Raw genomic sequence first — 13573 nt, 5'->3', positions numbered from 1 at the left:
CCCGCGCGCCGGCGGGGCGCCGCGGCGCGGGGCCCCCCCCCCCCCGCGGCCCGCCCCCCCCCCCCCCCCCCCCCCCCCCCCCCACGGCCGGCGAAACGGTCACGGTGAGGCGTGACCCGGACGCCTCGCCCGGACGATCACGCGGCGTTCAGTCGGCCCTCCAGCTTCTGCAGCAACTCGACCGCGGCGTCCGGAATGATCGTGCCGGGCGGGTAGATGGCGTCGGCGCCCTTGGCCCGCAGCTCGTCGAAGTCCTGGGCCGGGATGACGCCGCCGACGACGATCATCATGTCCTCGCGGCCCAGCTTGTCCAGCTCAGCCCGCAACGCCGGCACCAGGGTCAGGTGCCCGGCGGCCAGCGACGAGACGCCGACGACGTGCACGTCGGCCTCCACCGCCTGCCGGGCGACCTCCTCCGGGGTCTGGAACAGCGGACCGACGTCGACGTCGAAGCCGAGGTCGGCGAACGCCGTGGAGATCACCTTCTGGCCGCGATCGTGGCCGTCCTGGCCCATCTTGGCCACCAGGATGCGGGGGCGGCGGCCCTCCGCCTTCTCGAACTCCTCGACCAGCTCGCGGGCCTTCTCGACGCCCTTCGACTGACCGGTCTCGCTGCGGTACACGCCACTGATCGTACGGATCTGCGCGGTGAACCGTCCGAACTCCGACTCCAACGCCGCCGAGATCTCACCGACGGACGCCTTGGCTCGGGCCGCGTCGATGCTCAGCTTGAGCAGGTTGCGGTCGGGATCGGTCGGGTCGGGGTTGGCCGCGGCCCAGGTGAGCCGCTGCAACGCCTCGGTCGCCGCCGCCTCGTCGCGCTCGGCGCGCAGCCGGTGCAGCTTGGCGATCTGCTCCTCGCGGACCTTGTTGTTGTCGACCTTGAGCACCTCCGGCGGCTCGTCGTTCTCGACGATGTACTTGTTGACGCCGATCAGCGGCTGGCGTCCGGAGTCGATCCGGGCCTGGGTGCGGGCGGCCGCCTCTTCGATCCGCATCTTCGGGATGCCGGCCTCGATCGCCTTGGCCATGCCGCCGGCCGCCTCGACCTCGGAGATGTGCCCCCACGCCTTGCTCGCCAGCTCGTAGGTGAGCCGCTCGACGTAGGCCGAGCCGGCCCACGGGTCGACGACCCGGCAGGTGCCGGACTCCTGCTGGATGAACAGCTGGGTGTTGCGCGCGATCCGGGCCGAGAAGTCGGTCGGCAGTGCGATCGCCTCGTCGAGGGCGTTGGTGTGCAGCGACTGGGTGTGGCCCTGGGTCGCCGCCATCGCCTCCAGGCAGGTCCGGCCGACGTTGTTGAACACGTCCTGCGCGGTCAGCGACCAGCCGGAGGTCTGCGAGTGCGTCCGCAGCGACATCGACTTGGGGTTCTTCGGCCCGAACTCGCGCACCAGCCGGGCCCACAGCAGCCGGGCGGCGCGGAACTTGGCGACCTCCATGAAGAAGTTCATCCCGACCGCCCAGAAGAAGCTCAGCCGGGGCGCGAACTGGTCGACCTTCAGGCCCACCGATTCGCCGGCCCGGATGTACTCCACGCCGTCGGCCAGGGTGTAGGCCATCTCGATGTCGGCGGTAGCCCCGGCCTCCTGCATGTGGTAGCCGGAGATCGAGATCGAGTTGAACTTCGGCATGTTCGCGCTGGTGAACGCGAAGATGTCGGAGATGATCCGCATCGACGGCGCCGGCGGGTAGATGTAGGTGTTGCGGACCATGAACTCCTTGAGGATGTCGTTCTGGATGGTCCCCGCTAGTTGGGCCGGCTGCACCCCCTGCTCCTCGGCCGCGACCACGTACAGCGCCAGCACCGGCAGCACGGCGCCGTTCATGGTCATCGACACCGACATCTGATCCAGCGGGATGCCCTCGAACAGCTGCCGCATGTCGAGGATCGAATCGACCGCGACACCGGCCATGCCGACGTCGCCGGTGACCCGCGGATGGTCGGAGTCGTAGCCGCGGTGGGTGGCCAGGTCGAAGGCGATCGACAGGCCCTTCTGGCCGGCGGCCAGGTTGCGCCGGTAGAACGCGTTTGACTCCTCGGCGGTGGAGAAGCCGGCGTACTGCCGGATCGTCCACGGCTGGTTGACGTACATCGTGGCGTAGGGGCCGCGCAGGAACGGCGGGATGCCCGGGTAGGTGCCCAGGAAGTCCAGCCCCTGCAGGGCCTCGTCGTCGAAGACCGGCGGCACCAGGATGTGCTCCGGGGTCTGCCAGCCCTTGGAGTAGGAGGGCACCTGATCGATCAGGTCCTCCCACTGCTGAGCCGAATCGGCCGGCGGGACGGCGTCCCCCAGCTCGATGCTGTCGAAACGCGGGACGCTCACTGCGCTACTCCCAACTCGTCGAGGGTGCCGGCCAGGAAGCCGGCGACGTCCATGCCGTCGAAGATCTCGCCGTCGATGAGGTCGGCGGCGGCGTCATCGGCTGTCTCGGTGCGGCGTCCGGCGATCCACACGCTGCTGATGCCGGCGTCCTTCAGCGCCCTGGCCACCTCGACGGCCTGGGCGGCGTACACCTTCGCCGAGCTGCACAGGATCACCTTCGTCGCGCCGGCCAGCTTGACCTGCTCGACGATCTCGGGCGGCGTGCCGCCCTCGCTGCTCGGGTGCTCGATGCCCGCCACCTGCAGCACGTTCGAGGTGAACTGCTCTCGCGGCCCGAAGTCACGACGGGCGCCCAGGCAGGCGAGGAACACGATCGGCTTCGTGGCGGACGCCGCGACCCGGTCGCGCAGCGCCTCGAACAGTTCGCTGTCGCGATGCGGCTGCAGGCCGCCCTGTTCCGGACGCGCCGGCCGGGGCCGGACGTCCAGCGGCTGCTCGTTCGCGGCCGGGAACATCGATACACCGGTGATCGGCTGCTTGCGGGAGGCCAGCCGGGTGGCCCGCTTGCCGACCGTGTCGGCGATCCAGTCGGCGACCCGGCCGTCGGCGAGCGCGCTCGCCATACCCCCGGACGCCTCGATCTCGGTGAACCGCGCCCAGGCCCGCTGCGCGAGCTGGTCGGTCAGGCTCTCCACGTACCAGGAGCCGCCGGCGGGGTCGGCGACCCGGCCCAGGTTCGACTCCTCGGCGGCCAGCAGCTGAATGTTGCGGGTCATCCGGCGGGAGAAGTCGGTCGGCAGGCCCCAGGCGGTGTCGTGCGGCAGCACCGTGATCGACTCCGCACCGCCGGTAGCGGCGGCGAAGGTGGCGATGGTGCCGCGCAGCAGGTTCACCCACGGGTCGTCGCGGGTGATCATCCGCCACGAGGTGACGGCCAACTGGATGGCGCCGCGGCCTCCGGCCGGGACCCCGCTGACCTCACCGACCCTCGCCCACAGCCGGCGCAGCGCGCGCAGCCGGGCGATGGTCATGAACTGGTCGGCGTTGGCCGGCACCCGGAACGCGATCTGGGTGAAGGCTGCTTCGGGGCTGATCCCGGCGGCCTCCAGGTCACGCAGGTACTCCACGCCGGTCGCGATCGCGAAGGCCAGCACGTCGACGTCGCCGGCGCCGGCATCGTCGTACAGCAGGCTGTCGACGGCGATCGCCCGGGCCTTCGGGAACTCGGCCAGCCCGGTGGCGACCCATTCCCGCTGCGGCCCGAACTCGGGCGCCTCGCCGGTCAGGGCGGCCTGCCCGAGGGCGTCCAGGCCGAGGCTGCCCCCGACCTCGGCGGCGTGCCCGCTGGCCCGCCAGAAGTCGGCCAGTGCCTTGGCGGCGGCGACCTGCTGGGTGCGGCTGCTGACCCGCAGCCGGGCCAGCTCGGGCATCACCCCGGCCAGCACCCCCGCGACGTCGCCCGGTGCGATGGCGTCGGGGTCGACGCGCAGCCACAGCGAGACCGCGCCGCGGGTGAGGTCGGTGAGCACGGCGGCGTTGGTGTAGCCGACGTCCGGATCCTCGTGCAGCTGGGTGATGTCCCAGGAATGGATCGTCCCGGTGCGCAGGCTGGTGCCGCGAGTGAACGGGGTGACCCCGGGGTGCCCCAGGTCGCGGTCGGAATAGGTGTAGAGCGGGTCGATGACGAGGTCGTCCACGGTCGTCGTGGTCAACCGCTTCATGGCCTGCTCGATGGAGAGTTCCTTGCCCTCGGGACGGCGCCTGTTGAGCACCTTGAGGACCTCGGCCTCCCAATCCTGGCGGCTCGGCGAGGCGAAGTCGCCGGCCAGGGTGAGCGGGGATTCGGTCATGGTCGTCAGCCTAGGACTCGGCCCCCCGCAGCGCTGCCCGACCGGGCAAAGGGTCAGGAAGCGGAAGCGCCGGTCTCGCCGACCGAGATGCGGTCCGACTGATGGACGATCCCGCCGGGATGCGCGGCCGCGGCGTCCGCCAGTGGCATCGATGTCTCCACGGGCGCAACCTCGGCGGTCTTCCGCGGAGCGCCGTCAGCTCACCTGCCGCACCAGCGCCTCGGCCGAGGCGATCATCCTCAGCGTCTCCCACTCCCAGTCGGGCTCCTGACCGCGGAACGGTCCGGTCGCCAGCGAGATGATCACCGCCGCGGCCCGCAGCCGCAGTTCCGTGGGATCGACGCGGGTGTCGAACACCGGCACCCAGTCACGGATCAACCGGTGCACGGTCGCCTCCTGGCTGGGCGACATCCGCTGGATGGTCGACAGGTGGGCGATCAGGCAGGCCAGGTCGTCGGCGCGGCGTCCGGGTCCGACGGTGTCGACGTCCAGGACGCCCACGATCCGCCCGTCGGCGACGTGCACCTGGCCCTCGTGGAAGTCGCCGTGGGTGGGTTCGTTGCCGAGCGGGATCGGGGCCAGGCCGTCGCTGATCTGCCGGGTCAGCCAGGCCAGCTTGTCGGCGGCCGACGGCACCGCCGCGGTGACCATCTGCGCATAGTGCGACACGGCGTCCGACCAAGGGGGACGCCGTTCGAGCTGGGTGACGCTCATCGGCATGGCGTCCAGCAGGTGGATGAGCTGCTCGGCGCTGCACGGCGGCTCGCTGTCGAAGATCGCCTTGGCCAGCGGACGCCCCGGCAGGTTGCGCAGCAACAGCAACGCGTCGGCGGTGGTGGCGGCGATCCCGGGCGCCGGGACGCCCGCCTCCAGCAGCAGCTCGTGGCGTTTCAACACGTCGGCGAACAGGCGCTCGCGCAGCACCTTGCAGTACAGCCGCACCGGGGGGTCGACGACATCGACCTGCAGCACGGCCCGGCGGCGCGGGCGGTAGCCGATCATCCGCAGTTGCAGGTCGTCGGCGCCGACCGGACGGCCCAGCACGTCGTGCTCGGTCAGGATCTCGGCCATCTGCTCGGTGTAGGCGGCGCGGGCCAGTCCCGGCAGGTCGGGGTCGTTGGGGTAGATCCAGACCGCCACCTCACGGTCGCCGTCGGCGAAGATCTCGGCCCGGGTGTCGCTGGCGGCCGGGCCGGACGCCCGGGCGCTCACCCCGAGCAGTTCCTCGCGTTCGCCGTAGGGCCAGTCGACACTGGCCAGGTAGGTGGCGGTGGTGGACTGCTGCGGATTGGCGTCCACGTGGTCGAGCGACCAACTCAGCAGCCGTCCACCGGCGTGCTCGACCGCCACCCCGAGCAGCTCCCCGACCTCGTCCGAGGTGAGCAGGCGCGACCCGTCCGGGTCCTGCTGGGCCAAGGGGCGCACCTCCGTCCGGCGCCGGTCACGGGAGCCGACGCAGGTAGGTTACTCAGCCTGAGCGGCCGTGCCGAGCCTGTGCAGGGTGAGCCGCGCCGCGCGGCGTCCGTCGAGCTCGGAAACGGTGAACCGGAACCGCTCGGCGCCCTCGTCGGTGGCCTCCACCGGCTCGAGGTCGACCTCGATGCTGTCCCCCACCTCGGGCAGGTGCCCCAGGTGTGCCATCACGAAACCGGCCACCGTGTCGTAGGGGCCCTCGGGCAGCACGTAGCCGTGGTCCTCGCCGAACTCCTCCAGGGTGCCCAGGCCGTCCAGCTCTGCGCTCGAGGGGGACGCCTTGGCCTGGCTGGGCTCGTCGAACTCGTCGGAGATGTCGCCGACCAGCTCTTCGACGAGGTCCTCCATGGTGACGATGCCCGCCGTTCCGCCGTACTCGTCGGAGACGATCACCAGGTGCGCGTTGGCGGCCCGCATCTCGGACAGGGCCCGCAGGATCTTCATGGTGTGCGGCAGCGACACGATGGGCCGCACCAGTTGCCGCACCGGAGCGTTGCGGGCGGCCGGGTCGAGGTCGAACAGGTCACGGACGTGTACGAACCCGAGCACGTCGTCGACGTCCTCGCCGATCACCGGGTAACGGCTGTGCGGCTGGTCGTGGAAGGTGCGGATGGCCTTGTGGGCGGGCAGGTCGCCGGCCAGGAAGTCGGCCTCGGTGCGCGGCACCATCGCTTCGCGCAGGCTCACCTGACCGGCCGCGAACACCTCGTCGACGATCTGCCGCTCCTCGTCGCCCAGGGTCGACGAGGCGGTGACCATGGCACGCAGTTCTTCGTCGGTGACCTCCTCGCGCGAGGCCTGCGGGTCACCGCCGAGTACCCGGACCAGGAAGTTCGTCGAGACGCCGAGGAACCAGATGACGGGCCGGGCGATGGTTGCGATCGCGTTGACCAGCGGGGCCAGCGCCATCGCGAACGTCTCGGCCCGCTGCATGGCCAGCCGCTTCGCGGTCAGCTCGCCGATCACGATCGAGAAGTAGCTGATGATCGCGGTGATGGTGATCAGCGCGACGGGGCTGGCGACGGACTCGGGGACGCCCCAGCCGCGCAGCAGCTCGGCCACCGGCTCCTCGAGCGTGGCGCCGCCGAACGCGGCGGACAGGAAGCCCGAGAGGGTGACGCCGATCTGCACAGCAGACAGGAACCGGTTGGGTTCGGCGGCCAGGTTGGCGACGGTGCGCCCGCGGGTGCCGCGGGTGGACAGCTGCTTGACCTGGCTTTCGCGCAGGGACACCAGCGCCATCTCGGCCGCGGCGAAGACGCCGCCGATGATGATGAACAGGAAGATCAGCAGGATGTTGCTGACGATCGGATTCATCGGGACCTTTCACTGTGGAGGGGCACAGCCTATCGGGCGCCGCCGACCGCCCTCGCTCAGCCCTTCCCCCTGACCCGGGAGGTGTCGACCGTCGTGTGCGCCCCGGCGACCAGGCCGCGCAGGAACCCCGCCCCCCAGGACAGGTGCATGATGCCCAGCACGGCGACGTTGAGCAGAGCCGCCTTGGCGTTCGTGGCGCCCAGGGACTTCACCGACACGGCCATCAGCCCGCCTGCGTAGGCGACGGGCGCCACATGCACGATCGAGGCTGCGGCGGACGCCCGCCCCTGCAACGCTCCGCAGGCCTGGGCCACCCCGACCACGGCGGAGGCACCCAGCGCCAGCACGGTCAGCGGCGGCGCCAGGTACTTGGGCGGCGTTCCGCCCTGCTCGCGCACCAGGTGCCCGCGCCACACCCCGGTGGCGAACATCTGCCGGCGCAGGCTCGCCGGCGTGGCCCTCGGCCAGTAGGTGACGGCGACGTCCGGGGTGTACCAGATCAGGTGCCCGGCGGCGCGGATGCGGGAGTTGAGCTCCCAGTCCTCGGCCCGCCGCAGGGTCTCGTCGTAACCGCCGACCTCGTCGAGCACCTCACGGCGGAACACGCCGAGGTAGGCCGAATCGGAGGGGCCCGGCACCTTGGCGCCGTGGTACTGGCCGCCGCCCAGGCCCCACGGCGAGTTGTACGCGCGGGCGACCGCCGACTGGAACGGCGTCCGGCCCTTGGCGTGCATGACGCCGCCGACGTTGACCGCACCGTGCTGGTTGAGCAGGTCGACCATGGTGCGGGTGTAGCCCTCCGGCAGTTCGGCGTGGGCGTCCACCCTGACCACGATCGGGTTGCGGCTGGCGGCGATGGCCAGGTTCAGCCCGACCGGGATGTCGTTGACCGGGTTGTCGACCAGCACGATGCGGCTGTCGGCGGCGGCGAGCCGGTGGGCGATCGCTGTGGTGTCGTCGGTGGAGGCACCCAGGGCGATCACCAACTCGGCCTCGGCCGGATAGTCCTGCGAGAGCACCGCGGCGACCGCGTCCGCCAGGTATCCCTCTTCGTTCAGCACCGGCATCACGTAGGAAACGGCGGGATACACGCTCACCCGGCCGAGGCTAGCGGTCAGGTCACCGCGAACCCCAGTGCCACGTCGGGCGGGTCAGCAGTCCCTGCCCGTCGACCTCGGTTTCGCCGAGTGGCTTGACCAGTTCGTGGTGGGTGGCGCCGGCGGCCTCCAGCGCGTCGACCAGGCTCGCCGAGTGGGTGACCACGACCAGTTGGCAGCGCTGTGACGCCGCCACCATCAGCCGGGCCAGGGCGGGCAGCACGTCGGGATGCAGGGACGTCTCGGGCTCGTTGAGGACCATCAGCCCCGGTGGGCGGGGGCTGAACAGGGCGGCGGTGAGCAGCAGGTAGCGCAGGGTGCCGTCGGAGAGCTCGCGGGCGGTCAGCGGCCTCAACAACCCCGGTTGGGTGAGCTGCACCTCGAACCGACCACCCAGGTCGGCGATGCCGACCCGGGTACCGGGGAAGGCGTCCGCCACGGCAGCGCTGAAGGGACCCTGCCACGCCGATTCGACGATGGTGGCGATCGCCGGGGCCAGATCGTGACCGTCGTGGGCCAGCACCTCGGTACGGGTGCCGACCTGCGGTTGACGGGCCGGAGCGTCGGCGTCGACCCGGAAGCTGTCGTAGAACCGCCAGCCACGCACGACGTCGCGAACGGCGGACAGGTCGGGGTAGCCCAGCGGGTCGACCAGTTCGCCCAGCAGGCTGGCCCACGGGGGCAGCGCGATCTCGACGCTGCGGCGTCCGTCGTCACCCAGCACCTGGACGCCGCGCGCGGTGCGCTGCACCAGGGTGGCGGCCGGACGCAGCACCGGGCCGGCCCACACCAGTTCGCGCTTGATCACCGGGTCACGCGAGAACAGGGTGTCGCTCGGAACCGGCAGGCCGACATCGATCAGGTAGCCGAAGTCGTCGGTGGTGAAGCCCAGCTGCAGGCTGATCGGGGCCTTGCGAGACCCGGTTCCCTGCACCGGCACCTCGCCGCGCCGCATCGCGCCGCTGATCGTCTCGGGACCGGCCCACAGCACCGACGTCAGTCCCCCGGCGGCGGCGAGGGAGCCGATCAGCCGGCCCGACGCGGTGTCGGCGAGCAACTGGAACGCCCGGTACAGGTTCGACTTGCCGGTACCGTTCGCGCCGGTGACGACGGTGAGCCGGTCGAGGGTGAGGACGACCTCGCGCAGCGACCGGTAGCCGTGGACGGCCAGGGTGGTGAGCACAGCCGCACCCTAGACCGGCCCGCGGACACTTCTTGCGGTCGGGTGTTAGCTGGGGCCATGAGCCAACCGATCCCCACCCGCACCATCGGCTCCGGCGCTGCCGCCCTGACCGTCTCGGCCCTCGGCCTGGGCTGCATGGGCATGTCGGAGTTCTACGGCAGCCCCGATCAGGCCGGCGGCCTGGCCACCATCCATCGCGCCCTCGACCTGGGCGTCACCCTGCTCGACACGGCTGACATGTACGGCCCGTTCACCAACGAGAAGCTTGTCGGAGAGGCGATCGCCGGACGCCGTGACGAGGTGCAACTGGCGACCAAGTTCGGCAACGAGCGGCTCCCCGACGGCACCCGGCTGGGCGTCAACGGGCGACCCGAATACGTCCACCGCGCCTGCGACGCCTCCCTGCAACGGCTCGGCGTCGACCACATCGACCTCTACTACCAGCATCGGGTCGACTTCACGGTGCCCATCGAGGACACCGTCGGGGCGATGAAGGAGCTTGTGGACGCCGGAAAGGTGCGTTTCCTGGGGTTGTCCGAGGCGTCCACGGAGACGATCCGGCGGGCGCACGCGGTGCACCCGATCACGGCACTGCAGACCGAGTATTCGCTGTTCACCCGTGACGTCGAGGACGCCATCCTGCCGACCCTGCGCGAGCTGGGCATCGGCCTCGTGCCGTACTCGCCGTTGGGCCGCGGGCTGCTCACCGGCGCGATCTCCGCAACCCCGGCCGAGGGTGACAGCCGGGCCACCGGCTACTTCCCCCGGTTCAGCGGCGACGCGCTGGAGACGAACCTGAAGCTGGTCGACCGGGTCCGCGAACTGGCCGCCGCCCATGGCTGCACACCGGGACAACTGGCACTGGCCTGGGTGCTGGCGCAGGGCGAGGACGTGGTCCCGATCCCCGGCACCAAACGGGTGCGCTACCTGGAGGAGAACGTCGGCGCCCTCGGCGTCCGGCTCGAGGCGGGCGACCTGGCGGCACTCACCGACGCCGTCCCCCGCGACGCCGTGGCCGGCGCCCGCTACGGCGACATGAGCTCGATCGACGCCTGAGCCCTCCCCCGCGCTCGCCTAACTACCGAGCGCTCGCCAACTTTGGCGAGCGCTCGGTAGCTGGGCGAGCGCCCAGGGAGTGGCGGGGCGGACGGGGCGGGACCCAGGCTCAGGCGAGTGCCTTGGCCAGGTTCTCGTCGAGCGCGGCCAGGAACTCCTCGGTGGTCAGGAAGCCCTGCTCCGGACCGACCAGCAGCGCCAGGTCCTTGGTCATCTTCCCGGACTCGACGGTGCTGACGCAGACCTTCTCCAGGGTCTCGGCGAAGCCGGTGACCTCGGGGGTGTTGTCCAGCTTGCCGCGGTGCTTCAACCCGCCCGTCCACGCGAAGATCGAGGCGATCGGGTTGGTCGAGGTGGGCTTGCCCTGCTGGTGCTGGCGGTAGTGCCGGGTGACGGTGCCGTGCGCCGCCTCGGCCTCGACCGTCTTGCCGTCGGGGGTCATCAGCACCGACGTCATCAGGCCCAGCGAGCCGAAGCCCTGCGCCACGGTGTCGGACTGGACGTCGCCGTCGTAGTTCTTGCACGCCCACACGTAGCCGCCCTCCCACTTCATCGCGGCGGCCACCATGTCGTCGATCAGCCGGTGCTCGTAGGTGAGGCCGGCGGCGTCGAACTGCGCCTTGTACTCGGCGTCGAAGACTGCCTGGAAGATGTCCTTGAACGAGCCGTCGTAGGCCTTCAGGATCGTGTTCTTGGTGGACAGGTAGACCGGGTAGTTGCGGTTGAGGCCGTAGGCGAAGGACGCCCGGGCGAAGTCCTCGATCGACTTGTTGAAGTTGTACATGCCCATCGCGACACCACCGTCGTCGCCGTAGTCGGCGACCACGTGCTGGATCGGCTCGGAGCCGTCGGCGGGGGTGAAGGTGATGGTCAGCTGGCCGGCACCCGGCACCTTGAAGTTGGTGGCCTTGTACTGGTCGCCGTGGGCGTGACGGCCGATGATGATGGGCTTCGTCCATCCGGGCACCAGCCGGGGGATGTTGCTGATGATGATCGGCTCGCGGAAGACCACCCCGCCGACGATGTTGCGGATCGTGCCGTTGGGCGAGACCCACATCTTCTTCAGGCCGAACTCCTTCACCCGCGCCTCGTCGGGGGTGATGGTGGCGCACTTGACGCCGACCCCCTCGCGCTTGATGGCGTTGGCGGCGTCCACGGTGATCTGGTCGTCGGTGGCGTCCCGGCTCTCGATGCCGAGGTCGTAGTAGTCGAGATTCACGTCGAGGTAGGGGTGGATCAGCCGGTCCTTGATGAACTGCCAGATGATCCGGGTCATCTCGTCGCCGTCCAGCTCGACGACGGTGCCCTCGACCTTGATCTTCGCCATGGATAGCCCTTCCGCTCGCGTGTCGGGTTCAGCCTATCGGTTGCCCACCGGACGCTTGGCGTCCGCCCGGATCGGGGCGGGCGGCTACCCTGCTGGGCGTGATCGACTCCAACCACTGGTTGCTGACCCTGACCTGCGAGGACCGGCCCGGCATCGTCCATGCCGTCACCGGCGCCATCGCACAGGCCTACGGCAACATCACCGAGCTGCAGCAGTTCAGTTCGACGGAGTCGAACCGGTTCTTCATGCGGGTGCAGGTGCAGTCCGGGTTCGATCGATCCGTGTTCGAGCGCGCGCTCACCCCGATCGCCACGTCCCTGGACGCCGATTGGGCCCTCGACTACGTCGGACGCCCACGGCGCACGCTCATCCTGGCGTCGCGGATGGGCCACTGCCTCAACGACCTGCTGTTCCGCGTCCGCTCGGGTGACCTGCTGCTCGACGTGCCGCTGGTGCTCTCCAACCACCCCGACCTGGCCGACCTGGCCAGGTTCTACGGGGTGGCGTTCGAGGACTACGTGGTGCTCCCCGCGACCAAGGCGGCCTTCGAGGCGAGGGTCGTCGAGGCCATCGAGCAGCACGACATCGAGTTGGTGGTGCTGGCCCGGTACATGCAGATCCTGTCCCAGGAGCTGTGCGAGCGGCTGGCGGGAATGGCGATCAACATCCACCACTCGTTCCTGCCCGGGTTCAAGGGCGCCAACCCGTACCGGCAGGCACACAGCCGCGGGGTGAAGCTGATCGGCGCCACCGCCCACTTCGTCACCGCCGACCTCGACGAGGGCCCGATCATCGAACAGAACGTGCGTCGGGTCGACCACTCGATCGACGTGCCCGGCCTGGTCGCGATCGGTCAGGAACAGGAATCCCGCACCCTGTCGGACGCGGTGAAGCTGTTCGCCGAGCACCGGATCATGCTCGACGGGCAGCGCACGGTCATCTTCCGCTGAACCGGGCCGGTCGAGCCCGAAGACCTCCGTGCACCGGGCCAACACCTCCGGGCCCCGCCGGGGCGGTCGCAGTCGGCGTCGTCGGCCGGCGCCGTCAGAACTCCTCGTAGACGGCGGGGTCCTGGTCGTCGATCCGTCCGTCCGGACGTCCCAGCGCGGTCAGCGCCGCGACGTCCGCGTCGTCCAACGCCAGCTCGGCGGCGGCCAGGTTCTCCAGCTGTCGCTGCTGCCCGGACGCCTTGGGCAGCGGCACCGCGCCGCGGGTGATGGCCCAGGCCAGCACGAGCTGCCCCGGGGTGGTGTCGTACCGATCGGCCAGCGCCACCACCACCTGGTCGGCGAGCAGGCCCTCCCGGCCACGGCCCAGCGGGCTCCAGGCCTCGGTGATGATGCCGTGGTCCGCGTCGTAGCCGAGCTGCTCGGCCTGCGGGAAGTACGGGTGCAACTCGATCTGGTTCACCTCGGGCAGCACGCCGGTTTCGGCACCCAGCCGGTCCAGCTGATCGGGCAGGAAGTTGCACACCCCGATGGCGCGCACCAGGCCCCGCTGCCTGGCCTCGACCATCGCCGTCCACGCCTCGACGTAGTGATCGGTGATCGGGTTCGGCCAATGGATGAGGTACAGGTCGAGATAGTCCAGTCCGGTGCGGTAGACGCTCTCCTCGATCGTCACCAGCGCCTCGTCGTGGCGCTGGCGGCGTCCGGGCAGCTTGGAGGTGACGATCACCTCGGAGCGGTCCCTGCCCGCCAGCCGCACCCCGGCGCCGACGGCTCCTTCGTTCTCGTAGTTGAACGCCGAGTCGATCAGCGTGTAGCCGTTGTCGATGGCGCGGGCCACGGTCTCGGCGCCTTCGCGTCCCTTCAGGGTGTAGGTGCCGAAGCCGATCACCGGCAGGGTCAGTCCGGAGTGGGCGGTCACGGTGGGGATCATCTGGGTCTCCTTCGCCAGGTCGGTGGGGTCGCCCCCATCCTTACCCACTCGCTCGCAGCACC

The 13573-nt window shown here is 70.5% G+C and carries 10 protein-coding genes; 2 read left to right on the top strand and 8 right to left on the bottom strand.

Features of this window, described 5'->3' with window-relative positions; translation table 11 throughout:
* Nucleotides 1-137: 137 nt before the first annotated feature.
* The 6 genes from scpA to OIE40_RS03185 form a co-directional block, all read right to left on the bottom strand.
* A complete protein-coding gene (gene scpA, locus OIE40_RS03210; protein ID WP_264700010.1) occupies nt 138-2327 on the bottom strand; it encodes a methylmalonyl-CoA mutase in 2190 nt (729 codons plus the stop codon).
* Complete coding sequence (locus OIE40_RS03205; RefSeq protein ID WP_264700008.1) at nt 2324-4177, bottom strand: methylmalonyl-CoA mutase family protein; 1854 nt, start codon at nt 4175-4177, stop codon at nt 2324-2326. The genes scpA and OIE40_RS03205 overlap by 4 nt, the downstream gene beginning before the upstream one ends.
* A gap of 195 nt (nt 4178-4372) precedes the next feature.
* A complete protein-coding gene (locus OIE40_RS03200; RefSeq protein ID WP_413774448.1) occupies nt 4373-5602 on the bottom strand; it encodes a phosphotransferase in 1230 nt (409 codons plus the stop codon).
* 39 nt (nt 5603-5641) lie between these two features.
* Nucleotides 5642-6967, bottom strand: a complete 1326-nt coding sequence (locus tag OIE40_RS03195) for a hemolysin family protein (RefSeq protein ID WP_264700004.1) — start codon at nt 6965-6967, stop codon at nt 5642-5644.
* 56 nt (nt 6968-7023) lie between these two features.
* Nucleotides 7024-8064: a glycosyltransferase family 2 protein gene (locus OIE40_RS03190; RefSeq protein WP_264700002.1), complete on the bottom strand. Its 1041-nt coding sequence runs from the start codon at nt 8062-8064 to the stop codon at nt 7024-7026.
* Nucleotides 8065-8086: 22 nt separating this feature from the next.
* Nucleotides 8087-9247, bottom strand: coding sequence for an AAA family ATPase (locus tag OIE40_RS03185; RefSeq protein ID WP_264700000.1), 1161 nt, complete (start codon nt 9245-9247; stop codon nt 8087-8089).
* 57 nt (nt 9248-9304) lie between these two features.
* Here OIE40_RS03185 and OIE40_RS03180 point away from each other — a divergent pair, with 57 nt between their 5' ends.
* On the top strand, nt 9305-10303 hold the full coding sequence (locus OIE40_RS03180) for an aldo/keto reductase (protein WP_264699999.1): 999 nt from the start codon (nt 9305-9307) through the stop codon (nt 10301-10303).
* A 109-nt stretch (nt 10304-10412) separates the two neighbouring features.
* Here the strand turns inward: OIE40_RS03180 and OIE40_RS03175 are convergent, their stop codons facing one another.
* The gene (locus tag OIE40_RS03175) at nt 10413-11630 is read right to left on the bottom strand and encodes an NADP-dependent isocitrate dehydrogenase (protein ID WP_264699998.1); all 1218 of its coding nucleotides are present in this window, start codon (nt 11628-11630) and stop codon (nt 10413-10415) included.
* Between the two features lie 98 nt (nt 11631-11728).
* Here OIE40_RS03175 and OIE40_RS03170 point away from each other — a divergent pair, with 98 nt between their 5' ends.
* Complete coding sequence (locus OIE40_RS03170; RefSeq protein ID WP_264699997.1) at nt 11729-12580, top strand: formyltetrahydrofolate deformylase; 852 nt, start codon at nt 11729-11731, stop codon at nt 12578-12580.
* Nucleotides 12581-12674: 94 nt separating this feature from the next.
* On the opposite strand, the gene OIE40_RS03165 is transcribed toward OIE40_RS03170, so the two are convergent.
* Nucleotides 12675-13511 (bottom strand): aldo/keto reductase, encoded by an 837-nt coding sequence (locus OIE40_RS03165; protein WP_264699996.1) that lies wholly within the window; start codon nt 13509-13511, stop codon nt 12675-12677.
* Between the last annotated feature and the right edge of the window lie 62 nt (nt 13512-13573).

Origin of the sequence: Micropruina sonneratiae, from assembly GCF_025972045.1 — a bacterium.
Classification (GTDB): Bacteria; Actinomycetota; Actinomycetes; order Propionibacteriales; family Propionibacteriaceae; genus Micropruina; species Micropruina sonneratiae.
Note: the sequence above shows the minus strand (reverse complement) of the source record. Positions and strands in the feature narration are given on the sequence as shown.

Coding starts and splice junctions, on each gene's coding strand:
- OIE40_RS03195 (WP_264700004.1), bottom strand. CDS start 6,967: ATGAATCCGATCGTCAGCAACATCCTGCTGATCTTCCTGTTCATCATC.
- OIE40_RS03175 (WP_264699998.1), bottom strand. CDS start 11,630: ATGGCGAAGATCAAGGTCGAGGGCACCGTCGTCGAGCTGGACGGCGAC.
- OIE40_RS03205 (WP_264700008.1), bottom strand. CDS start 4,177: ATGACCGAATCCCCGCTCACCCTGGCCGGCGACTTCGCCTCGCCGAGC.
- OIE40_RS03165 (WP_264699996.1), bottom strand. CDS start 13,511: ATGATCCCCACCGTGACCGCCCACTCCGGACTGACCCTGCCGGTGATC.
- OIE40_RS03180 (WP_264699999.1), top strand. CDS start 9,305: ATGAGCCAACCGATCCCCACCCGCACCATCGGCTCCGGCGCTGCCGCC.